The sequence below is a fragment of the Arthrobacter sp. MMS18-M83 genome, assembly GCF_026683955.1.
Taxonomy (GTDB): domain Bacteria; phylum Actinomycetota; class Actinomycetes; order Actinomycetales; family Micrococcaceae; genus Arthrobacter.
The window spans coordinates 1,672,195-1,694,496 of the sequence record NZ_CP113343.1; the positions used below are offsets into that span (position 1 = coordinate 1,672,195).

Annotated in this window: 19 protein-coding genes, 1 tRNA gene and 1 pseudogene; all 21 read right to left on the minus strand. The window is 63.4% G+C overall.

From position 1 onward, the window contains the following. Nucleotides 1-87: 87 nt before the first annotated feature. Nucleotides 88-1,443 (minus strand): ABC transporter substrate-binding protein, encoded by a 1,356-nt coding sequence (locus OW521_RS07880; RefSeq protein ID WP_268024301.1) that lies wholly within the window; start codon nucleotides 1,441-1,443, stop codon nucleotides 88-90. 226 nt (nucleotides 1,444-1,669) lie between these two features. Further along, nucleotides 1,670-1,743: transfer RNA gene (locus OW521_RS07885), tRNA-Leu, on the minus strand. Nucleotides 1,744-1,782: 39 nt separating this feature from the next. Continuing rightward, on the minus strand, nucleotides 1,783-2,727 hold the full coding sequence (locus OW521_RS07890; RefSeq protein WP_268024303.1) for an N-acetyltransferase: 945 nt from the start codon (nucleotides 2,725-2,727) through the stop codon (nucleotides 1,783-1,785). 129 nt (nucleotides 2,728-2,856) lie between these two features. Then, complete coding sequence (locus OW521_RS07895) at nucleotides 2,857-4,308, minus strand: NAD(P)/FAD-dependent oxidoreductase (RefSeq protein ID WP_268024305.1); 1,452 nt, start codon at nucleotides 4,306-4,308, stop codon at nucleotides 2,857-2,859. Between the two features lie 72 nt (nucleotides 4,309-4,380). After that, a pseudogene (locus OW521_RS07900) lies at nucleotides 4,381-5,771 on the minus strand (S8 family serine peptidase). After that, nucleotides 5,771-6,718, minus strand: a complete 948-nt coding sequence (locus tag OW521_RS07905) for a Ppx/GppA phosphatase family protein (RefSeq protein WP_268024307.1) — start codon at nucleotides 6,716-6,718, stop codon at nucleotides 5,771-5,773. Before OW521_RS07905 ends, OW521_RS07900 begins: the two are co-directional and overlap by 1 nt. After that, on the minus strand, nucleotides 6,715-7,425 hold the full coding sequence (locus tag OW521_RS07910; protein ID WP_268024309.1) for a DUF501 domain-containing protein: 711 nt from the start codon (nucleotides 7,423-7,425) through the stop codon (nucleotides 6,715-6,717). Before OW521_RS07910 ends, OW521_RS07905 begins: the two co-directional genes overlap by 4 nt. A 57-nt stretch (nucleotides 7,426-7,482) precedes the next feature. Continuing rightward, entirely contained in the window at nucleotides 7,483-8,121 is a 639-nt protein-coding gene (locus tag OW521_RS07915) for an FtsB family cell division protein (RefSeq protein WP_268024311.1), read from the minus strand. A 158-nt stretch (nucleotides 8,122-8,279) separates the two neighbouring features. After that, a complete protein-coding gene (gene eno, locus OW521_RS07920) occupies nucleotides 8,280-9,560 on the minus strand; it encodes a phosphopyruvate hydratase (RefSeq protein WP_268024313.1) in 1,281 nt (426 codons plus the stop codon). Between the two features lie 120 nt (nucleotides 9,561-9,680). Continuing rightward, nucleotides 9,681-10,343 carry a MazG nucleotide pyrophosphohydrolase domain-containing protein gene (locus tag OW521_RS07925; protein WP_268024314.1) on the minus strand — a complete coding sequence of 221 codons (663 nt, stop codon included), beginning with the start codon at nucleotides 10,341-10,343 and terminating at the stop codon, nucleotides 9,681-9,683. A gap of 34 nt (nucleotides 10,344-10,377) precedes the next feature. After that, a complete protein-coding gene (locus tag OW521_RS07930) occupies nucleotides 10,378-11,532 on the minus strand; it encodes an adenosine deaminase (protein WP_268024316.1) in 1,155 nt (384 codons plus the stop codon). A 29-nt stretch (nucleotides 11,533-11,561) separates the two neighbouring features. After that, nucleotides 11,562-12,251: a DedA family protein gene (locus tag OW521_RS07935; protein WP_442781266.1), complete on the minus strand. Its 690-nt coding sequence runs from the start codon at nucleotides 12,249-12,251 to the stop codon at nucleotides 11,562-11,564. Between the two features lie 150 nt (nucleotides 12,252-12,401). After that, complete coding sequence (locus OW521_RS07940; protein WP_268024320.1) at nucleotides 12,402-13,061, minus strand: DedA family protein; 660 nt, start codon at nucleotides 13,059-13,061, stop codon at nucleotides 12,402-12,404. A gap of 65 nt (nucleotides 13,062-13,126) precedes the next feature. Next, nucleotides 13,127-14,437: a thymidine phosphorylase gene (locus OW521_RS07945; RefSeq protein WP_268024322.1), complete on the minus strand. Its 1,311-nt coding sequence runs from the start codon at nucleotides 14,435-14,437 to the stop codon at nucleotides 13,127-13,129. Then, a complete protein-coding gene (locus OW521_RS07950; protein ID WP_268025751.1) occupies nucleotides 14,434-14,784 on the minus strand; it encodes a cytidine deaminase in 351 nt (116 codons plus the stop codon). Before OW521_RS07950 ends, OW521_RS07945 begins: the two co-directional genes overlap by 4 nt. Before the next feature lie 65 nt (nucleotides 14,785-14,849). After that, nucleotides 14,850-16,343 carry an ABC transporter permease gene (locus tag OW521_RS07955; protein ID WP_268024324.1) on the minus strand — a complete coding sequence of 498 codons (1,494 nt, stop codon included), beginning with the start codon at nucleotides 16,341-16,343 and terminating at the stop codon, nucleotides 14,850-14,852. Beyond that, nucleotides 16,340-17,716: an ABC transporter permease gene (locus OW521_RS07960; RefSeq protein WP_442781239.1), complete on the minus strand. Its 1,377-nt coding sequence runs from the start codon at nucleotides 17,714-17,716 to the stop codon at nucleotides 16,340-16,342. The genes OW521_RS07955 and OW521_RS07960 overlap by 4 nt, the downstream gene beginning before the upstream one ends. Beyond that, nucleotides 17,709-19,259 (minus strand): ABC transporter ATP-binding protein, encoded by a 1,551-nt coding sequence (locus tag OW521_RS07965; RefSeq protein ID WP_268024326.1) that lies wholly within the window; start codon nucleotides 19,257-19,259, stop codon nucleotides 17,709-17,711. The genes OW521_RS07960 and OW521_RS07965 overlap by 8 nt, the downstream gene beginning before the upstream one ends. A 164-nt stretch (nucleotides 19,260-19,423) precedes the next feature. Continuing rightward, a complete protein-coding gene (locus OW521_RS07970) occupies nucleotides 19,424-20,530 on the minus strand; it encodes a BMP family lipoprotein (protein ID WP_268024328.1) in 1,107 nt (368 codons plus the stop codon). Between the two features lie 294 nt (nucleotides 20,531-20,824). After that, a complete protein-coding gene (locus OW521_RS07975) occupies nucleotides 20,825-21,844 on the minus strand; it encodes an NADP-dependent oxidoreductase (protein ID WP_268024330.1) in 1,020 nt (339 codons plus the stop codon). Further along, the gene (locus OW521_RS07980) at nucleotides 21,841-22,272 is read right to left on the minus strand and encodes an organic hydroperoxide resistance protein (protein WP_268024332.1); all 432 of its coding nucleotides are present in this window, start codon (nucleotides 22,270-22,272) and stop codon (nucleotides 21,841-21,843) included. The genes OW521_RS07975 and OW521_RS07980 overlap by 4 nt, the downstream gene beginning before the upstream one ends. Between the last annotated feature and the right edge of the window lie 30 nt (nucleotides 22,273-22,302).

A 22,302-nucleotide genomic window follows, 5' to 3' on the forward strand; every position in this document is an offset into this window, starting at 1 on the left:
GAAGAGGGCAAAGCAAAGGACCCCCGGAGATTCCGGGGGTCCTGCTTACTTCGCTTCGTTATTGTTCAGTCTGCTTCAGCCTGCGGCTTAGAGCTTGCCGAATTCTTCGCGGACCGGCTTGTAGGTGTTGTCGTCCTGGTACTTGTAGATACCGATGTAGGCCTCGGTCGGGTCGCCGTTGGCAGCAAAGGTCACGGGACCAGACTTGCCGTCGTAGTCGATGTCCTTGCCTTGGCGAAGCAACGTCACGCAGCTTGGGAAGTCATAGCACTTCACGCCGTCCTTGGAGACGTCCTGGAGGTGCTTGGCAATGTCCACGCCCTTCGTGCTCTTCGCTTCTTCCGTTGCCAGGGCGATCAGGTTGACAGCGTCCCAGGATTCACCCGCGTAGCTGTAGTCCTTCAGGCTCGGGTCAATGGCCAGGAGCTGCTTCTTGAAGTCATCCTTCGCGAAGGTGCCCGGGATGGTGCCCTGGGCTCCGGTCATCGTGCCTGGCTTGAAGTCCTTGCTGTAGTCGGAGGTGTTGCCGTCAACCATGAACAACTGCGTTGGCTTGACGCCCTTGCCTGTCAGGAGGGGAACGATGCTCTTGGCCTGGTCGAAGGAAATCAGGGCGATCGCGTCCGGCTTGGCTGCAATTACCTTGTCCACCTGGCTGCTGAACTGGGAGTCGCCTTCATTGAAGAGTTCCTCCGCAACAACCTTTCCACCGGCCGCTTCGAACGCGGACTTCACGTTCTTCTGCAGGCCAGTACCATAGGCGTCGTTCAAGACGATCATGCCCAGGGTCTGGGCACCGCAGGATGCCATGTAGTTTCCGAGGACCTTGCCCTGTAGGACGTCAGAGGGGGCGGTGCGCCAGTAGAGGCCCTTGTCGTCCCAGGTACTGAAGTCCGGCGAGGTGTTGGCCGGGGAGAACTGGATGACGCCAGCGCCAGTGATCTGGTTGATCACGGTCTTGGAAACGCCCGAAGACGCTGCACCGACGATAGCGCTGACTCCCTGGCCGAGAAGGGCCGTGGTCGATTGGGTAGCGATATCTGTCTTCGTGTCACCGGAATCACGGTGGATCACCTCGACCGGGTGGCCGAGGACCCCGCCTGCGTCATTGATCTGCTTGATGGCAAGGTTCACGCCAGCGATTTCGGGCGGGCCGAGGAAGGCCAGTGAGCCGGTCGTAGGCAGAAGCGAACCGATCTTCAATGGCGCTGCGGAAGTGGTGGTCGAGGGAGGCACGGGACCGGTAGTGGTTGCGGTCTGGCTTGCGCCAGCGCCTGCTCCCGCACTGGGTGCGGGACAAGAGACGCCTGCAGGCGCGGCGGAGCTGCTTCCAGTGGAGCTCGGTGTGGATGATCCACCACAGGCCGTGGCTAGAAGAGCGACGCCGATGCCAAGCGCGGTGAGCTTGGCCGCACGGGGCGCCGCATGGGAAAGATCAAACATGAATTGTCTCCTCGATCGAGAGAGGTGCGATCTACCTTTAAATGCGATTGATCAGGTGTTCCTGAATAAGACTCAAACTAATGCAATTGAACCGGGAACATAAGTGATTCAGGTCACAGCCCTATAACACTCGTTGCATGGGGGAAATCTTATGGTCAGCCGGGAGTACCTTCGGACCCTTGCGGCGAGTCCACGGCCATCCGCGCCGTCGCAAGGAATGCAAGCGTGCCCCAGCCGGGACTCGAACCCGGACTGAGCGGATTTTAAGTCCGCTGCCTCTGCCGATTGGGCTACTGGGGCGCCCGGATAATGGTAACCCAGCCCGCGGCCGGGTACGCGTCAAAGGCCAGGAGTCCGGCGCCCCTGGAGCGCTTCGAACGGCTCTGCATAGCGGAAGGTGCCGCTGACGCCGTCGGGCCATGTCGTAAGAGGCAACAACTGGAAATGGTCTCCCCACACGGGGTCGGGCGCCGTCACGCCCAGTTGGCTGGCCGGAAGATATCCGAAGCGCGGATAGAAATCAGCGCTGCCCAGCAAGGCGATGCCCGGTTCGCCCGCGTCCTCGGCCCGTCGGGCGGTCTCCTTCAAGAGCGCAGATCCGATGCCGCGCCGCTGCAGGTGCGGCTGGACGCTGATGGGGCCGAGTCCCAAAAGTTCGAGATTTCCGAGCCAAGCGCGGGTGCTGATGATGTGCCCCACGATCTCCCCGCCGATCTCGGCCACGATGCTGAACTCGGGAAGATACCCGTCGCAGTCGAATAGTTCGCGCAACAGCTTCACTTCCGCCGGGATTCCTCCGACCGGCAGTCCGGTGACCGGGCTGATCGAGAACGCGCTGGCTGTCAGCTCCAGGATCTCCTCACGGTCAGCTGGCATCTCCGTCCGCAGGACCAGCCCTTGTGACAGCCGCTGCAGCACCTCCATGGCGTGCCCGCGTTCGGCGGATGGAACCAGCAGGTGGTCGTGATGGAACCCTGCCAGGACGTTGCAGCTGATACCGGCTGCGGTCAGGGCGGAACTGACGGCTGCCGTCAGGCCCACCGCATCCAGCGCGGAGTGAATCTGAAGGGTGATCCAGGCGGCCTCGAAGTCGTAGGACAGTCCGAGACGCTCGGCTTCCTCGCGGCGCACCACCACTGTGAGGCCCTCCGCTTCGCGGACAGCGGCTTCGATGTTGCCCTCAAGCGGTTTGCCATGTGGCCACAACGCGTACACATAGTCGCCGTCGCGAACCACAGGGTGCATGGATGTCAGAAGGGTTGTCAGATCGCTTTCGCCAGCCATGCTGACAAGTCTAGGATGCGGAGTCGCTGACAGAACCGGCCCCGCCGTCGCGGAGGCCTGGACTTAACGGCGACGGCGGCCGCCTCCGGGTGGGAGACGGCCGCCGTCGTCAGGACTGCTTCGGTATCGCTACTTGGCGTCAGCCGTAACCGGGGCCTTGGCCTCGGCTGGCTCAGCAGCCGGAGCGGGAGCCGGCGCAGCAGCCGGCTTGGGGGCCGGGGTCGCTGCGGACACGAACGCGCCGCGCGGGTTGTCGAGGTCCATCAGCTGGGTGGTGTCGCGTCCCATGATCATGCCCAGGAGCCAGTTGAAGATGACACGGACCTTGCGCTCACCGGTGGGGATGGCCAAGCCGTGGTAGCCGCGGTGGGCCAGCCAGGCGAGACCGCCCTTGAGGCCGATCCGGCCCAGGAGGTTGATGTTGGCAACGCCCTTCCATTCGCCGAAACCGGCAACCGCACCGAGGTTCTTGTGCTTGTAATCGCCCATGGGTTTGTCCCAGCGGGAGGCCCACAAGTTCTTGGCGAGGCGCTTGGCCTGGCGGAGTGCGTGCTGGGCGTTCGGAACGCAGGTACCGTCCGGCAGGCCGCTGCCAGTGAGGTCCGGGACGGCGGCGATGTCGCCGGCGGCCCAGGCGTTGTCGATGATGCCTTCGTCGCCCGCGATGCGGAGGTCCGGCAGAACACGGACTCGTCCGCGGGGCTCCAGCGGGAAGTCGGTGGAACGGATCATCGGGTTGGCCTGCACACCTGCCGTCCACACGAGGGTGTCGGCTTCGAATTCCTGGGCGGGAGTCTTGTCCGGCAGGTTGATGAGCTTCAGGCTACCCTCGGCGTTGTCGAGGGAGGTGTTGAGCAGGACCTCGATGCCGCGGCTGCGCAGGTGTTCAACTACCCATTCGGCCTGGGCAGCGGTGACCTCGGGCATGATGCGGCCCATGGCTTCGACGAGAACGAAGCGGATTTCTTCCTGGCGGATGCGGGAGTTGTTCTTGACGGCGGCGCGGGCGAGGTCTTCCATCTCGGTGATGCACTCGATACCGGCGAAGCCGCCACCCACAACCACGAAGGTCAGGGCCTTGGCTCGCTCAGCCGGGTCCGTCATGGTGGAGGCGACCTCGATGCGCTCGAGGACCTTGTTGCGTAGCGCTACTGCTTCTTCGATGGTCTTCAGGCCGATGCCTTCATCGGCGAGGCCCTTGATCGGGAAGGTGCGGGTGATGGCGCCGGCGGCAACCACGACGTCGAAGTAAGGAATCTCGAAAGGCTCGCCACCGTCAGCCGGGGCAACAACTGCGGTCCGGTTCTGGTGGTCGATGCTGGTGACGCGGCCCTGGATGAGTTCCGTCTGCTTGAGGTGCTGGCGGTGGGAGACGACGGCGTGGCGTGCCTCGATGTTTCCGCCGGCCACTTCAGGGAGGAAGGGCTGGTAGGTCATGTAGGGAAGCGGATCAACGACGGTAACGATTCCGCCGGCATTCGCGATCTTCTTCTGCAGCTTGAGTGCTACGTACAGGCCGACGTATCCGCCGCCGACAACGAGAACACGGGGACGGTCAATGAGCTCAGGGGTGGTTGCCATAAGAATAGAGTACAGCACCTTGTGAAAATCTTCACTAACTATTTCCCGGCGCCGCCGCACCGGCGCCACGGGCTATTTCGGGGTACTCGGATCCACAACGTCTGCCGCGCCAGTGGCTGGTTCTTCGGGCAGTTCCGGACTGCTCCGGTAGGCGCGCCTCAATTGGACCGAGGCGCCCGCGACGATGGCCACGAAGAGCGATCCGAAGCCGATGACCACCGCAGCGGGAACGGCTGTGTCCGCCTGGGAGGGCGCCTTCGCCACGGGAACCGTGGGATCCGCCAAGGTGGCTGCGGGGCTGCTGGGCTTGGACACCGGCTCTGGTGTGGGGCTACTGAGGTCCCCGCGTCGATGGACCCGGATCCAGTCCACGATGGAACCCACCGGATTGCTCGTTGCCTCGGGCACATCGGCTTTCAATGCCGCTTCGGCGTTGAGAATGCCGTAGCCATAGATGGGGTCCTTGCCAGGCGCTCCAGCGTCCTCTGCCGTGGACACAATCCGGTTGATGACCTGCTTGGCGCTCATATCCGGCCATTTCGAACGGATCAGGGCCGCGACACCGGAGACAAGGGGCGCGGAGCCGGAGGTTCCGGCCCAGTCTTCATAGCTCCCCCGGGCAGGCCGCCCACCAGCTTTTCCGCGGGCGCGGAGATGCCGATGCTGATCCCCTGCGAAGAAGCATCGACGCTGGCCGTACGGTTTCGGTCAAGGCCTGCCACGGTCAATACGCCGGGAATCGTGGCCGGCGCGCCCACCTGGACGTTCCCGCCAATGCGGTTGCCCGCCGCGGCCACGATCACCACGTCCTTCTGTTCGGCATAGAGGAACGCCGCATCCCAACTCTGGGGCCAATCCGGCGAGGTGCTCCCGAGGGAAATGTTGATGACTTTGGCACCGTTGTCCACCGCCCACCGCACAGCCTGCGGAATCTGCTCCTGGTCTGTCTTTCCGGCAGGGTTCGGCGAACCGAGCCAAGCCGAGACAGACAGGATCTCGGCCTCGGGGGCGACGCCGACGATTCCGTCCGGGCCAATGGATCCGGAGGAGGGCGAGGGCGAGGGCGAGGGCGACGGAGACGCCGAAGGGCTGGCTGAAGCGTGTCCACGGCCAGCCAGGAGCGTAGCGACGAGGGTCCCGTGCTCGGGTTTGGCGCCGATGCTCTTCTGCCCGTTTGGATCGCCCGAACCGGAAACGTCAGTTCCGCCGACTACGGCACCCTTGAGATCGGGGTGTTGCCCGTCTACCCCGCTGTCAATGATGGCCACTTTCACCCCGGCGCCCTTGGATACCTGCCAGGCAGCGGAGATGCCGTATTCGTTGAGCCAGTATTCCTTGTCCCGCCAGGAGTCGGCGAACGCCGCAGGCGCAGCCAGCAGGGCCCCTGCCAGGCTTCCCCCGGCCAACATGGCGGCCAGCGCGGCCGATGCGGTTCGGCGGCGCCAACGGTGCGGCAGCGTCATCAGCGAATACTCAGCGCGATGCCGTCGAGGATGTCATGCTCGCTGGAGGTGGCCACGCTGATGGATCCATCCCCGAGCTCAGCCAGGCGCTGGAGTATGCGGCGCCATACGAGTGCTCCGGCTCCGATGACGTCGACACGCCCGGGGTGCATGTAGGGCAGCCGGGCCCGCTCTTCGCGGCTCATTTCCAGCAGGCTCGTGGCGGCGTCGCTGATGGTCTCCAGATCCAGGCTGGCGCCGTGGATCAGTGCGGGATCGTACTCGCTCAGGCCCAGGGCGTGTGCCGTGATGGTGGTGATGGAACCCGCAACACCCACGACGGCGGTGGCCCGGCCCAGCGGGACCGTTCGGCCGGCGAGGTCAATGGCTGCGTCGACATCGGCTTCCGCGGCGGCGATCTGCTCCGGCGTCGGGGGGTCGTTGCGGAGGTGGCGTTCGGTCAGCCGCACGCAGCCGATATCAACGGATTTGGCGGCAATGACGCCATCGGAGTCTCCAAGGACGAACTCGGTGCTTCCACCGCCGAGGTCCACGACGAGCAGCGGATCCTTGCCACGCGAAGGAAGCACGCTGCTTGCCCCGGCGAAGGACAGGGCGGCTTCTTCATCGCCTGAGATGACCTCGGGTTCGACCCCCAGCAGGTCCCGTATGCCGTCAACGAAGACGTCCCGGTTGCGAGCGTCGCGGCTGGCGGATGTCGCCACGAAGCGGACACTCCCTACACCGTGATGGCGGATCAGTTCGGCGTAGTCGCCCGTTGCCGCAAAGGTGCGTTCGAGCGCCTCAGGGGCAAGTTCGCCGGTGGCGTCCACTCCTTGACCGAGGCGAACCACGCGCATCTCGCGGACAATGTCGCGCAGCGGAGACCCCGCATCGGCACCGCTGGCGTCCGCGATGAGGAGGCGAATCGAATTAGTGCCACAATCGATGGCGGCTACGCGGCTCATGCGTCGTGCTCCCCTGCAATCGGCTCGTCCGAAAATGCATCGGCGGTCTTGGACTTGCGGACAGGTGCCGGACGGCCCACGATGTCCGGAAGCCCCTGCGGGCCGTGGCGACTGAGGTCCTTGGACGGGGCCTCGCCCGCGCTGTCCCAAGCGCCGTCGCAGTAGCAGCGGTCCGCGGTCCACCATTCGCTGATCGCTTCAATGGCCTCGTCGCCGAGCGGATTGACTCCGGGGCCGGCTGCCAGGGAATGGCCAACCAAGACGTGGAGGCATTTGACGCGCGTGGGCATTCCGCCGGCGGAGACCCCCGCGATCTCCGGGACAGGTCCAGTCCCGGCACGTCCGGCAATTTCGTCACGCGCGCGAAGATAGGCCTCGTGGGCGCCCTGGTAGGCCGTTGCCAAGGGCTTGTCTGCCGTGAGCCGTTCATTCATTTCATTCATGAGCCCGCCCGCTTCCAGCCGCGACACTGCGGCGGTAATGACGGGGTGCGTCAGGTAGAACGTCGTCGGAAACGGTGTGCCATTGCTCAAACGCGGAGCAGTCGCCGCGACCAACGGGTTGCCGCACACGCAGCGGGCGGGGATTTCGACAACGTCGCGGACAGGCCGTCCGAGCTGGCGGCTGAGTACTTCCAGGTCGTGAGCTGATGGCTTGCGGGACTCCTGCGATGCAGGTGCCGAGTTGTTTTCCACTGGCGCTGCCATCCTTCCTGCCCTGTTTTGGCCGTGCCTATCAGGGCGCGACGGCGGCGGGCACCGCGTCTAGTCTGTTGCCGAGCGTCTGATGGATTCCCACAGCCCATCCACCCACGGCAGATTGGCGGGGCTTCCGGAAGCTCCTGAGCCGGTGCGTCCGCCCGGTGTGCCGGCGGGAACTCCGCCGCCAAACACCCAGTAGCCTGCTTCACCCGGCATAACCATGTTAATGCGGTCGCGGGCCTGTTGTTTCACGTAGTTGGGGTCCTGCCAGCGGGTGATCTGCTTCTTGAGGCCTGCTTGCTCGGCCTGCTTGCTCGCGATGTCGGCCTCCAGGGCGGAGATTTCCGCCTTTTTTTCCAGGAAAATCTTGACCGTGGGCGCGAGCATGATGGTGATCGCGACCATCACCACGGCGAGTGCAAGCATGCGCCCTGAGAAGGCCTTTGCGGGCACGGGGCCGGTCGCTTTGTCCTTGCCGGGGTGGGCCTTTGAGGCAGGCTTGGGTTTGCTTTGGGCGCTGCCTTCGGGCTTGGCGGTGGACGACGTCTTGGAACCAGCGTGAGCCGGGGCCTCCTGCGGCGTAGGCGTTGCCTTACGGGACTCGCCGAAGTCGGCACGGATGACATGGCCGCCGTCAGGGTTCTTTTGGGGCGACCGCCCCAGTGCGTCGGCTCGGGGGACCTTGGGACGGCGGGTGGCCATGACACTCCTGTAATGCCTGGTGCTTGCCTGGCGGGTTGCTGCGCTTTGTCTGCCTCATGGAGCCTGCGGTCTTGCCGAAGTGCTCTCACGTTTCGTTAAACAGAACCGGTGGCTACGGTCTTTCCACCATAGCCACCGGTCAGCTGTTTCAACGGATACTAGCCCTTGAAACGCGGGAAAGCGCTGCGGCCGGCGTAGCGTGCGGCGTCATCGAGTTCTTCTTCGATGCGCAGCAGCTGGTTGTACTTCGCGACGCGCTCGGAGCGGGCCGGGGCACCTGTCTTGATCTGGCCCGCGTTGGTGGCAACGGCGATGTCAGCAATGGTGGTGTCCTCGGTTTCGCCGGAGCGGTGCGAGGTGATGGTGGTGTAGCCGGAACGCTGGGCCAGGGAAACGGCGTCCAGGGTTTCGGTCAGGGAGCCAATCTGGTTGACCTTGACGAGCAGCGAGTTCGCGGTGGCGGCGTCGATGCCCTGCTGCAGGCGGACAGGGTTGGTCACGAAGAGGTCGTCGCCAACCAGCTGGACCTTGTCACCGATGGTCTCGGTGAGGGTCTTCCAGCCTTCCCAGTCGTTCTCGTCCAGCGGGTCCTCAATGGAGACCAGCGGGTAGTCTGCAACGAGCTCGGCGTAGTAGGCGCTCATCTCGGTGGCCGAGAGGGCCTTGCCTTCGAACTGGTAGGCGCCATCCTTGTAGAACTCGGAGGAGGCGACGTCCAGCGCGAGGGCGATGTCCTTGCCCGGGGTGTAGCCGGCGTTCTTGATGGCTTCCTGGATCAGGTCCAGCGCGGCGCGGTTGGACGGGAGGTTCGGCGCGAAGCCGCCTTCGTCGCCGAGGCCCGTGGACAGGCCCTTGGCCTGCAGGACGGACTTGAGGTTGTGGTAGACCTCAACGCCCCAGCGCAGGCCTTCGGAGAAGGTCTCGGCGCCGATCGGGACGATCATGAATTCCTGGATGTCGACGTCCGAGTCGGCGTGGGAGCCACCGTTGAGGATGTTCATCAGCGGGACGGGAAGGACGTGGGCGTTCGGACCGCCCAGGTACTTGTACAGGGGCAGGTCTGCGGATGCGGCGGCGGCGCTGGCCACGGCGAGGGAAACACCAAGGATGGCGTTGGCGCCGAGCTTGCCCTTGTTCGGGGTGCCGTCGAGGTCGATCATGGCCTGGTCGATGCTGCGCTGGTCCGTCGCGTCGAAGCCAATGAGGGCCGGGGCGATTTCGTCGATGACCGCGTCAACGGCCTTCTGGACGCCCTTGCCGAGGTAACGGCCCTTGTCGCCGTCGCGCAGTTCAACGGCTTCGTGCTCGCCGGTGGAAGCACCGGAGGGAACTGCCGCGCGGCCGATCTGGCCATCGGAAAGCAGAACTTCAACTTCTACTGTCGGGTTTCCGCGGGAATCAAGGATCTCGCGGGCGTGGATGGCATCGATAAGCGCCATGGACTGCTCCTTATGGTGAAGCGATTTACTGGGAATCTAGAGGGAAATTCTCGACGTCCTCGTCGCCACTAGCCTAGTCGAGAGCTGCCAACGTTACGGAACAGCGTCGGACCCCTCACGTTATGTGGCTCCGCCGTCGCGTCCTTGGTAGCGGCGGACAGCGGCACGCAAGGCCCGTTCGGCGTCGAATCCCTTTTCTTTCGAGCCCGCGACGACGGCAAGCAGTAAGTCTCCAAGCGCAGCTTCCGAGTCTGGAACCTCCACCGCCGCAACCGGGCGGCCAGGCCGTTCCGGACCGCCTGAGCGAGCAGCGCGCTCGGCACGGTCAAGGGACTTCTGCGCCAAGGCTAGGGCCGGAAGGTGGGGTGGAATGCCTTCGAAGGGATCCGAGCGCTCGGGCTTTTCGGCCTTCTTCACTGCATCCCACTTTTCGACAATCTCCTCCACGGTGGCCGGGAAGGAATCCTGCAAGGATCCGTCCGGCCTGAAGACATGGGGGTTGCGCCGCACCATCTTCTCTGTAATGGCGCGCGCGACGTCGTCGAACGTGAACCGTCCTTGCTCCTCGGCGAGCCGGGCGTGGAGCACCACTTGAAGCAGCACATCGCCCAGCTCGCCGCGAAGTTCATCCGAAGTATCGGAGCCGGAGGCCCCCGCCTCGATCGAGTCGACCACCTCGTACGCTTCCTCGATCAAGTACTCGACCAGGGATTCGTGGGTCAGCGCACCCATCCAGGGACAGTGCTCGCGCAAAGAGGCGATCTTTTGCACAAGCACCGTCATGGGACTTCCGGAGGCCGCGCCTGCAAGAGTTTGCTCAGGCAAGGTTGGCGTAGGCGTCGTTGATGTACTCCACCAACGCTTCTTTTTCGTCCAACGGCAGGAACGACGACTCGGCCGCGTTAAGGGTCAGTTCCAGGAGGTCGTCGAGATCGTAGTCGAAGGTCTCCACGAGAAGCTCGAACTCGTCGGTGAGCGTGACGCCGCTCATGAGCCGGTTGTCAGTGTTGATGGTGACGTTGAAGCCCAGCTGGTAGAGCATGTCCAACGGGTGGTTCTCGATTCCTTCGCCGAAGTTCGCGATCGCTCCGGTCTGCAGGTTGGACGAGGGGCAGATTTCCAGCGCAATTCCGCGGTCGCGGACCCAGCCGGCCACCTCACCCAAGGTGACCATGCCAACGGTGTCATCGGAGTCGTCGTCGGCTTCTTCGCCCTCGGCATCTTCGTATTCAACGGTGATGTCCTCGGCGATACGGACGCCGTGACCCAAGCGCAGGGCGCGCCCGTCCACCAGGGCGGACTGGATGCTGTCCAGGCCTGCTGCTTCGCCGGCGTGCACGGTAGCCGGGAAGTTGTGTTCTGCGAGGTAGGTGAAAGCGTCCTTGAAACGGGAAGGCAGGAAGCCAGCTTCGGCTCCGGCGATGTCGAAACCGACCGCGCCGTTGTGCCGGTGCCGCACGGCGAGCTCGGCGATCTCCTGGCCGCGGTCCGCGTGGCGCATCGCCGTGATGAGCTGGCCCACCTGGATCTGGCGGCCGGACTCCTCAACGGCATCCACGCCGGCGTCGAGCCCTTCCTGGACAGCGTCCACAACCTCGTCCAAGGTGAGGCCCTTCTGCAGGTGCTGCTCAGGTGCCCAGCGGATCTCGCCGTACACAACGCCGTCGTCCGCCAAGTCCTCCACGAACTCCTTGGCGACCCGCGCCAGGCCTTCCTTGGTCTGCATGACGGCAATCGTGTGGTCAAAGGTTTCGAGATAACGGACCAAGGAACCGGAATCTGCGGACTCCCGGAACCACTGGCCAAGAGCTACAGGATCCGTGGAAGGCAGGGTGTGGCCGACGGCATCCGCCAGCTCGATGATGGTGGCCGGGCGCAGTCCCCCGTCCAAATGGTCGTGAAGGGAAACCTTCGGGAGGCTCTTCAGGTCGAAATCAAGGGCAGGGGCGGCATCAACAATAGGCTCAGTCACGTGTCCAACTCTAGGGGGACGGAAGGAGCTTAGCCAGCAGGGTTTGAGCGCTCGACGCCGGCAATCGCCTTGACTGCGGTACCTGAATCTGCCGCGGCTGCTTCCGCGGAAGCTGCTTCCTTCTTCTCAGCATCCTTCTTCTCAAGGTGCTTGTGCCACCAACGGAGGGTGTGGTCCACAATGACACCGAGCACCACGGCGAACGCCACGGCAATCCCCACGCCGAGCAGCGGGTTGTTGTGCACCCAGTGGCCGGCCAGCGATCCAATCCCGATCGAATATCCTACCCAGGTGAAGCAGGCGAAGGCATCCAGCCAGAAGAAGGTCTTGTGGCGGAACCCGGTTTGTCCAGCGACGTAGTTCACTGCCACACGGCCCCACGGAATATACCGTGCGGTGAAGATGAGCACGGCGCCGCGTTTGTCCAGCTCGTAGTGTGCCCAGGCGAACATCTTCCGGACCTTCGGCTTGCGCATCCATTTCCAGCGGTCCAAGCCGATCTTGCGGCCCAGCATGTAGGCCGTGTTGTCGCCGGCCATGGCCCCGACCAGCGCCGTAGCGCCGAGGATCCACAGATTGGGCTCGCCCCGGTGCATTGCTAAGGCCGAGAGCCCCACGATCGCGGTCTCACTGGGAAGGATCGTGGCAAAGCCGTCGATGAAGAAGAAAACCAGGAGCACCGGGTAGATCCACGGTTGCCCGGCGGCGTGCTCGAGCATGTGGTTCATGAATTCCACGCAGGCATTGCTCCTCAAGGAAAGTCACGCGGTTGCGTGACACAGATCGCTATCCAGTGTCCCACGGCCGGAGCATCGTTCGCTACGCCCCGGTCAGAGAGGAACACAACTTAACGCTAGCTCGAAACTTGGCTAGGTGACGGGTTCCTCTTCGGTCTCCCCCGCATCTTCGACCGCCTCGACCTCTTCTGGAGAGGGCGTGGAGCCGCGAACCGCGCTGATGACGCGGTCCACGATGATTCCGAGGATGACTGCCGCGACGATCGCGATGATCGCCCCAAGCAAGTGGTTGTGTTCGAACCACTGCCCGAAGAACAAACCGATCGCCACCGAGTAGCTGGCCCACAGAACGGCAGACATGGCTGTAAGCGCCACAAACGTGCCGTGCGAGAAGCGCGTGGCTCCGGCGGTGAGGTTGACCGCCACACGGCCGATGGGGATGAACCGGGCCACCATGATCAGCGACGCGGCCCGACGTCGAAGTTCCCGTCCAGCCCAACGGAAGGCGCCCTGCATCCTTTGGGAACGCATCCACCGCCAGCGGCGAACACCTATTTGGCGGCCGATCAAGTAGGCGATGTTGTCGCCGGAGAAAGCCCCCAGCGCGCCCACCAGAATCAGCAACCACGCGTTGGGCACTCCGGCAGTTGCGGCGACGGCAGCCAATCCAACCACTACCGACTCGCTGGGAATGGGCGGAAAGAAACCATCGATCACGCAGCAGGCAAAGACCAGAAGCAGGACCCAGGGCTGCCCTGCGGCGGCGAGGATGAAGTCGTTGATTGCTTGCACGGTCTTCCTAACGAATGGCCGTGGGGATTGTCTCCCGGGCATCCGAAAATGCCCGGGAAACCAGCCTAGGAGATCCGGTCGATAATGAGCCGCTGTGCCGGCCGTGAGCCTTCCGGCGCTATCAGCACGGCTCCTTCCAATGCTTCCTTGGCTCTTTCGAACTTTTCAGGGGTGTCGGTCAGGAGGGTCATCAGCGGCTCCCCCGCCCGCACCAAGGCTCCCGGCTTGGCATGCATGCGTACCCCTGCACCGGCTTGGACAATGTCTTCCTTCCGGGCCCGGCCAGCTCCGAGCCGCCACGCAGCCACGCCCACGGACAATGCGTCCAGTTCCACCAGCACGCCGTCTGCCGGCGCAGGGATGACCTCGGATTCCTTGGCCACGGGCAACGCCGCACGCGGATCGCCGCCCTGCGCTTCAATCATGCGGTTCCAGACGTCCATTGCCCGGCCGTCCTTGAGCGCGGCCGCGGGGTCGGCGTCGCGCACACCAGCACAGGCGAGCATCTCTTCGGCGAGCCTGATGGTCAGCTCGACGACGTCCTCCGGACCGCCACCGGCAAGCACCTCCACCGATTCCTCCACCTCGATGGCATTTCCCGCAGTCAAACCCAGCGGAGTGCTCATGTTTGTCAGGAGGGCCACCGTGTTCACGCCGGCATCCTTGCCCAGCGCCACCATGGTCTCGGCCAGCTCACGGGCACGTGCTTCGTCCTTCATGAAAGCCCCCGAGCCCACCTTCACGTCAAGCACCAGGGAACCCGTGCCCTCGGCGATCTTCTTGCTCATGATGGACGAGGCAATCAGCGGGATGGCTTCCACGGTGCCCGTAACGTCCCGGAGGGCGTAGAGCTTCTTGTCTGCCGGTGCCAATCCCGTGCCGGCAGCGCAAATGACCGCTCCGACGTCCTGCAGTTGGGCCAGGATTTCCTCGTTGCTCAGATCTGCACGCCACCCGGGAATTGCTTCCAGTTTGTCGAGGGTGCCGCCGGTGTGGCCCAGTCCCCTACCCGAAAGCTGGGGAACCGCCACTCCGAAGACCGCCACCAACGGCGCCAGCGGAAGGGTGATCTTGTCCCCGACTCCCCCGGTGGAGTGCTTGTCAGTGGTGGCCTTCATGCCGCCGTCGGGACGCCGAAGGCTGGAGAAGTCCATTCGCTCGCCCGAGGCGATCATCGCCGCGGTCCAGCGCGAGATCTCGTCGCGGTCCATCCCGTTGAGCAGGATCGCCATATTCAGGGCGGCCATCTGCTCGTCGGCGATGACACCCCGGGTGTAGGCGTCGATGGTCCAGTCGATCTGTTCCGGGCTCAGGGTGCCCTTGTCCCGCTTGATGCTGATGATCTGTACGGCATCAAACGCTTCAGTCTGTGTCACCGGTTCTCCTCGAGGTTGTCGGGACCGAAGGCATCGGGCAGCACTTGGTCCATGGTCTTGATGCCCTGTGTTGTCATGAGCTGCATGCCGGGCGCCCGGAATTCATACAGCAACTGCCTGCACCGGCCGCACGGCATGAGGACGTTCCCCTTCGCATCGACGCAATAGAACGCCCGCAATCTGCCGCCGCCACCCATGTGGAGGTCACCCACCAGGGCGCACTCAGCACACAAGGTCAGGCCATAGCTGGCGTTCTCGACATTGCAGCCGCTGACAATCCGTCCGTCATCGGTGAGTGCGGCAGCCCCCACCGGGAACTTCGAGTACGGAGCGTAGGCCTTACCCATGGCAGCGACCGCAGCAGCCTCCAGGGCCGCCCAGTCCACGCCTCCGGTATCCGTGACAGCCACGGTCAACCCTTCACGTACGGTATGCCGCTTGCCGCCGGCGGCCGGGACCTGCCTACCAATCCGGCGACGGCGAAGACCGTCAAGGCGTAGGGCAGCATGGCCATGAACTGGCTCGGCACGGGCGATCCGATGATGGTGATGACGCTTTGGAGGTTGTCCGCGAAGCCGAACAGCAACGCGGCCAGGAACGCGCCGATCGGGTTCCACCGCCCGAAGATCAACGCTGCCAGCGCGATGTACCCGCGGCCTCCGGACATGTCCTTGCTGAAGGCGTCCACGGAGACCAGCGTGAAGAAGGAGCCGCCAATTCCTGCGATCGCGCCGCCCATCAGCACGTTCCAGAAACGGGTCCGGTTGACATTGATGCCCACGGTGTCGGCGGCTTGAGGGTGCTCGCCGACGGCCCTCACACGGAGGCCCCATTTCGTGTGGAATAGGCCGAGGTAGACCACGATCACGGCGATGTACATCAAATAGCCCACGAGGGACTGGTGGAACAGGATGGGACCAATGATGGGGATATCGGACAGGAAGGGGATATCCACCGGCGGCAAGCGGCCGGGCTTGTTGAGGCCTTCCGGGTCGGCTGTCAGCAGCGTCGAGAACAGGAAGCTCGTCAGTCCACTGATGAGGACGTTGAGGACGACGCCCACGATGATCTGGTTGACGAGGTACTTGATACTGACCACGGCCAGAACCAGGGAAACAAGCGCCCCGGCCACCGCCGCGGCGACCAGCCCGGCGTAGACGTTGTGCGTCACCGTAGCGACAACGGCCGCGGAAAACGCACCCAAAAGGAGCTGTCCTTCAATGGCGATGTTGACCACGCCGACGCGTTCGCACAGGACCCCGGAAAGGGAACCGAACACCAGCGGCACGGCCAAGGTCACGGATCCTGCGATCAGGCCGGCGAGGGAGATGGACGGCTCGGCGTCATTTCCGTGGGCCACGATCCAGACCATGAAGCCGATCAGGAAAAGGGCGGCGAAGGTACCTCCCACCCACCGGGGAATGGTCCGCTTTGCTTGCGTGAGGTACACCGTATAGCCTGCCAGGCCCAGCAGAACGACTGCGCAGATCCAGCCTATGGCCGCGGAAGGAACCGTGATCCGGACAACCTTCGCGACTCCGAGCGCGGCAAGGCCGAGAACCACCACAGCGGCGACAGTGGCTGCGGGCAGCCAGCCGGGCACCTGGCCTGAACGACGGCGGACGAACCACAGGTATCCGAGCCACGCTGAAAGCAGAAGGGCCAGGACCAGCGTGACCCACGCAGCTACATTGGACGCCGCTTCATTGGCTGCCTCGGCGATGCCGAAACCTGCCGATTTCGAATTGGACATGAATCCGAACAGCACGGTTCCCAGGATTGCGAGCAGGGACAGTCCGATTCCGGCCTTCCAGCTCACCAGTTCGCTGACACCCGGTTTTCCGGAGCGCGCAGGGGCGTTGCCGGCGGGCGTGCCACTGCCGGATGTTGTTGTTGTGGTGCTCATGCTGTTGCCGCTCCGCTCTCAATTTTTCCGGAGGGGACCGTTCCGGAGCCAGGGCCGCCCGGGGCCTTCTTCTTTTTCCGGGGATTCAGCCCGAAGATCGCGCGCACCAATGGCGGCGCCGCAATGAACAGGACGATCAGCGACTGGATGACCAAAACGATGTCGATCGGGGTCTGCGTCTGTGCCTGCATTGCGACCCCTCCCGCCCTGAACGCACCGAACAGGAGACCGGCGAAGAAGGTTCCCCACGGCGTCGAACGGCCCAACAGGGCAACCGTGATGGCATCGAATCCGATGGAAGCCGCGACGCCTCCCGAGAGGTATTTCTCCGTCCCTGATACCTGCGCAATGCCGGCCAGGCCCGCAAGCGCACCGGCAATCGCCATGACCAGGATCACGGCCCGTGGCACATTGATCCCGGCGGTGCGTGCGGCGCTCTGGTTGGCGCCGACGGCCCGGAATTCAAAGCCAAGGGTAGAGCGGTTCAGGAGCCACCAGACGAAGACGGTTGCCACCACGGCCAAGAGGAAGCCGGCGTGGAGCCTGAACTGCGGACCGAGCAACTCCGGAAACAGCGCCGACTGGTCCAGGAAGGGCGAGATCGGGTTGGTCGAGCCCTTGCGCTGGAAAGCCGGAGTGGTCAGGAGGAAAAGGAGCAGGAAGTTGGCGATGTAGTTCAGCATGATGGTCACGATGACCTCATGCGCGCCGGTCCTCGCCTTGAGGAGACCGACGACGGCGCCCCACACCGCGCCGCCCACGAGTCCGGCAACGATGACCACCAGGAGGTGGACCAGGAACGGCAAGTGCCACGTGAAGCCAACGTAGGCGCCGAACAGGGCACCAAAGATGATTTGACCTTGTGCGCCGATGTTGAACAGTCCCGCACGGAACGCCAATGCCACGCCAAGTCCGGCGCAAATCAACGGTGTGGACACCGTCAGTGTTTCAGTAATCGGGTACAGCTGGGCTGCTGCGTCCGCCCCGGCCCAGTTGAACAGCGAGCCCTGGACTAGCGCTACGTACGGCCTGAACACCTCGGTGAGCATGTCCCCCGGCTGCGCGAAGAAATATCCTGCCGCTTCGGCCACTTTGGGGTTGGTCACGGCCATCAGGATTCCGCCGAGCACAATCGCGAGGAGTACTGACAGTACCGACACCATGGCGTTTCCGGTCACGATCTGCCGGAAGACCGAACCACCGGCGGCGTGCGGGATCCGTCCGCCTTGACTGGTAGCCGGAACCGCTGACGGGGCCATCGCACCGTCCGCAGTGTCCAGCGCGACATCCGCTACGACGTCGTCGTCAATCGATGTTTCCGGGAGTACCGGTTTGACCCCGTGTTTGTGTCGAGGGGTGTTGGACTCAGACATGTGTTCCTCCCTCGAGGGTTTTGTGCGCAGCCAGTTCTGCCTCGTGTTCCGGAACGCCTGCCATCATCAAGCCCAAAACATCGCGGGAGGTACCTGCAGGGACAATCCCTACGAGCCTTCCGCGGTAGAGAACGGCGATCCTGTCAGCGAGCTCAAGCACTTCATCGAGCTCTGTGGAGACGATCATCACCGGAGTTCCGTTGTCCCGTTCGGCAATGACCCGTTTGTGCACGAATTCGATGGAGCCGACGTCGAGCCCCCGGGTGGGCTGCGATGCGATAAAGAGCCTCAATGGCCTGGACAGCTCCCTTGCCAGCACCACCTTTTGCTGGTTTCCGCCGGAGAGCGTACCCACGGCCACGTCGATCGACGGCGTGCGCACATCGAACTCTTCGACCTTTTTCTCCGCATGGGCAGCAATCAGGGCAGGTTTCATGCCAATGCCCTGGGCGAAAGGCGGCTTGTCGTACAGGTCCAGGATCATGTTCTCGGAAATGGAGAACGTCCCCACCAGACCGTCGATCTTCCGGTCCTCGGGGACGAACCCGACGCCGGCGGAAAGGACTTGCTTGACGCTCTTGCCGAGCAGTTCGACGTCGTCGAGGATGATGGATCCGGTGACATGGGGCTGGACGCCCAGGATGGCTTCGGTCAGCTCGGTCTGGCCGTTGCCTTGGACTCCGGCGATGGCAAGCACTTCACCCTTGGCGATGTCGAAACTCAGCCCGTCCACGACGTGCTGGCCATTGTGGTCAACAACGGTGAGGTCCCGGACCTTGAAGGTCGCCTCACCGGGTTGGGCAGGCTTCTTTTCCAAGGTCAGGCTGACTGCCCGGCCCACCATCGCCGAGGCGAGTTCCGTCGGGGACGCCGAGGGGTCAGCCGAGCCAACCACTTTCCCCCGTCGGATCACCGTGATGATGTCCGAAATTTCCTTGACCTCACGCAGTTTGTGCGAAATGAAGACAATGGATTTTCCGGCAGCCTTGAGCTGCCGAATGATATCCAGGAGCTCGTCTGTTTCCTGCGGAGTGAGAACGGCAGTCGGTTCATCCAGAATCAGGACTTCGGCGTCGCGCACTAGCGCCTTGATGATCTCGACCCGTTGCTGCACTCCGACGGGAAGGTCTTCCACGAGGGCATCGGGGTCCACGTGGAAACCGTATTGCTTTGAAATCTCTGAAATCTTGCGGCGCGTTTCATCCAAGTTCAGGAAACCGGCTGCCTTGGTGGCTTCGTTTCCCAATGCGACATTTTCGGCCACGGTGAAGACCGGAATCAACATGAAGTGCTGGTGGACCATGCCGATTCCTGCCGCCATGGCGTCGCCGGGACCTTTGAAAACCACAGGCTTGCCGTCGACCAGGATTTCACCGTCACTGGGGTCGTAAAGTCCGTAAAGGACATTCATCAGGGTGGATTTACCGGCACCGTTTTCGCCCAAAAGGCAATGGACTTGGCCGGGTTCAACCACGAGGTCGATGTGGTCATTGGCTACGAGGGATCCGAAGCGCTTCGTGATCCCTTTCAGTTCGAGTTTCAAAACTCCAACCCATCTATAAAGGATGGCCCTTCGTCATCACCGTGCTCCCAGCATAGTGCTCGGCAAAGGAGTGTCGAAGAGCAAAATTGAAGGCAACGCAGAACGCGCTGCCCTTCTGCCAAAACTCGGCTGAAGGGCAGCGCGGCGTGGTTTAGCCCGGACTATTACTTGGGGCTGGACTTTGATTGGACCTTTACTGCGCCGGAGATAATGTCCTTCTTCAGCTGGTCAAGATCGCTCTTCATGTCAGCCGGCACCGAGGAGTCGAGATCGTGGAACGGGGCAAGTGCCACGCCCCCGTTGTCGAGCGTTCCAACGTAGGGGCTGGGGTCGAACTTGCCGTCCTTGTCCGCCTTGATGACCGTTTCGACAGCAGTGGCCATGGTCTTCTGGACCGAGGTCAGGATGACCGACTTGTAGGCGGGTGCCGTCAGGTAGCCGTCCGAGTCGACCCAGATCAGCTTGGCGTCCGTGCCCTTTGCCTTGGCGTCAAGGATGGCACTGCCGGCACCCGCACCAACGGGACCAGCGACGGGAAGGACGACGTCGGCGCCCTGGTCCAGGAATCCCTGGGTGAGGACCTTGCCCTTGTCGACCTGCTTGAAGTCGCCTACGAACGTTCCGTCCTGCTTGTCCTTATCCCAGCCAAGCAGCTGGACGGACTTGCCCTTCTTCTGGTTGTAGTACTTCACGCCGTCAGCGAAGCCGTCCATGAAGATGCTCACGGTGGGAATGTTGAGACCACCGAAGGTGGCAACCTTGCCCGTCTTGGAGGTACCTGCCGCCAGGTAGCCGGCCAGGAACGAGGCCTGGGCCGTGTCATAGACAATCGGCTTGACGTTCTTCGGGAAGGTGGGGTCCGAGTAGTCGATGATGGCGAAGTGGCTGTTCTGGTTTGCCGTGGCAATCGACTTGGTCGCATCGCCCAGGAGGAAGCCGACGGTAACCGTCAACTTGCAGCCCTGCTGGACCATGGAACGAAGGTTGGGGTCGTAGTCCGTGTCGGCTTTGGACTGGACGTGCTTCTCCTGGATGGCAAGATCCTTGGCGGCTGCCTGAAGTCCTTCATAGCCTGACTGGTTGAACGACTTGTCGTCGAAGCCACCGGAGTCGGACACCATGCAAGCGGTGTAGTCCGACTTCGTGGCGCTGCCCGAGCTCGACGCAGACGGTGCGCTACCGCAGCCTGCCAGCAAAAGAGCCGCGGCGCCCGCAGTTGCGACGCCTGCAAATGAACCGCGCTTCAGGGTGGCACGCAGTGATTGCTTCAATTTTCCTCCAAGAAGAAAGTGATTGATGCTACGACAGTTGGTCAATGAGTGTCCGTTTCGAAAACTCGAGGCTGAAATTCTGTTTTCACTGATGCTTCGCAGCACTGCGCCTGGGGCGCACTGATGCCACAACTTTAGTGGGATGGAACACACCCCGGTAACACAAAAGCCCAACAATCCTAAGATCGTTGGGCTTTTGTTACCAAGCAGTAGTGGAACTCCCAGCCATCGGTCCTAGCATCCGGGCCGGAGCAGATGGGCCCTATCGCGCTGGGGTAACCCGCGCAGAGGTGCTCAGTGTATGCGGACCAGCATTTTGCCGGTGTTGGCCCCGTCCAGGAGATCAATGAAGGCCTGCGGCGCGTTTTCCAGCCCGTCTACGATCGTCTCGTCGTAGCGGACGGTTCCATCGGCGAGCCATCCGGCCATCTTCCCGGCAAACTCGGCGGCGTGCTGGCGCTGCCCACTCACGAGGAAGCCCCGGAGGGTCAGTTGCTTTCCAATGGCCACAGCCAGGTTGCGGGGGGCAGCTGCGGGCTCCTTGGAGTTGTACTGGGAGATCGCACCGCACATCGCCACGCGGCCGCCCACCGTGAGGACTGCGAGGGCAGCCTCAAGGTGCTCGCCGCCCACGTTGTCGAAGTAGACGTCGATCCCTCGCTCCCCCGCCGCCTCACGGAGTTGGGCCACCACCGGACCGTCGTGGTAGTCGAAGGCAGCGTCGAAGCCGAGTTCCAGCAAGCGCGCCACCTTCTCGGGGGAACCGGCACTGCCGATCACCTTGGAGGCGCCCATGGCCTTGGCGATCTGGCCCACGATCGAGCCGACGGCTCCTGCCGCGCCGGAAACGAAAACGACGTCGCCCGTTTTGAACTCGGCCACCTTGAGCAGCCCGGCATACGCAGTCAGTCCCGTCATGCCGAGGGCGCCAAGGAACGCCGACGACGGCGCGAGGCCGGCCGGGACCGGCGTCACATGTGTGCCGTCCACCACGGAGAACTCGCGCCAGCCGAGCTGGTGCACGACGACGTCGCCCACCTTGTGCGCTTCGGAACGGGACGCGATCACCTCACCGACCGCGCCGCCGTCGAGCGCTTCATTGAGGCGGAAGGGTGCCGAATAGGACTTCGCGTCGTTCATGCGGCCGCGCATGTAGGGATCAACCGACATGAACTCGTTGCGGACCAGGATCTGGCCGTCCTGCAGCTCCGGCAGTTCGGCCTCCGCCAGGCGGAAATTCTCCTGGACAGGACGTCCCTGCGGGCGGGATGCCAGCTGGATTTCGCGGGTACGGCTGGGAAGTGCGACGCTCATGCGGCCACCTCCACAAGCTTGATGTCGACGGCGATGTTGCCGCGGGTCGCGTTGGAGTAGGGGCAGATCTCGTGTGCCTTGGCCACGAGCTGCTCGGCGGTTTCCCGGTCGAGGGCCGGCAACGCGATCTCAAGCTCGGCGGCAAGTCCGTATCCCTCGCGGCCTTCCAGGGCGCCGAAATGGATCTTGGCTGCCACGGCCGAATCACTGAGATCCGCCCGCGCCTTGCGTCCTACCAGCCGGAGTGCCGAGTGGAAGCAGGCCGCGTAACCGGCGGCAAAAAGTTGCTCAGGGTTGGTGCCCTGGCCGTTTCCGCCCAGTTCCACCGGGCTGGCGAGTGCTACGTCCAGCTTGCCGTCACTGGTGCGTGCGTTGCCTTCGCGGCCTTCGCCGGAAGCAAGCGCCTCGGCTGTGTACAAAGTCTTCACTATGGTTCCTTTTCCTTTGGAGGGATGGAC

What these genes read in the sequence shown, in the direction of transcription:
- OW521_RS07880 (WP_268024301.1), bottom strand. Translation starts at nt 1,443, where the DNA reads ATGTTTGATCTTTCCCATGCGGCGCCCCGTGCGGCCAAGCTCACCGCG.
- OW521_RS07890 (WP_268024303.1), bottom strand. Translation starts at nt 2,727, where the DNA reads ATGGCTGGCGAAAGCGATCTGACAACCCTTCTGACATCCATGCACCCT.
- OW521_RS07895 (WP_268024305.1), bottom strand. Translation starts at nt 4,308, where the DNA reads ATGGCAACCACCCCTGAGCTCATTGACCGTCCCCGTGTTCTCGTTGTC.
- OW521_RS07905 (WP_268024307.1), bottom strand. Translation starts at nt 6,718, where the DNA reads ATGAGCCGCGTAGCCGCCATCGATTGTGGCACTAATTCGATTCGCCTC.
- OW521_RS07910 (WP_268024309.1), bottom strand. Translation starts at nt 7,425, where the DNA reads ATGGCAGCGCCAGTGGAAAACAACTCGGCACCTGCATCGCAGGAGTCC.
- OW521_RS07915 (WP_268024311.1), bottom strand. Translation starts at nt 8,121, where the DNA reads ATGGCCACCCGCCGTCCCAAGGTCCCCCGAGCCGACGCACTGGGGCGG.
- eno (WP_268024313.1), bottom strand. Translation starts at nt 9,560, where the DNA reads ATGGCGCTTATCGATGCCATCCACGCCCGCGAGATCCTTGATTCCCGC.
- OW521_RS07925 (WP_268024314.1), bottom strand. Translation starts at nt 10,343, where the DNA reads ATGACGGTGCTTGTGCAAAAGATCGCCTCTTTGCGCGAGCACTGTCCC.
- OW521_RS07935 (WP_442781266.1), bottom strand. Translation starts at nt 12,251, where the DNA reads ATGCTCGAGCACGCCGCCGGGCAACCGTGGATCTACCCGGTGCTCCTG.
- OW521_RS07950 (WP_268025751.1), bottom strand. Translation starts at nt 14,784, where the DNA reads ATGGGTAAGGCCTACGCTCCGTACTCGAAGTTCCCGGTGGGGGCTGCC.
- OW521_RS07955 (WP_268024324.1), bottom strand. Translation starts at nt 16,343, where the DNA reads ATGAGCACCACAACAACAACATCCGGCAGTGGCACGCCCGCCGGCAAC.
- OW521_RS07960 (WP_442781239.1), bottom strand. Translation starts at nt 17,716, where the DNA reads ATGTCTGAGTCCAACACCCCTCGACACAAACACGGGGTCAAACCGGTA.
- OW521_RS07975 (WP_268024330.1), bottom strand. Translation starts at nt 21,844, where the DNA reads ATGAGCGTCGCACTTCCCAGCCGTACCCGCGAAATCCAGCTGGCATCC.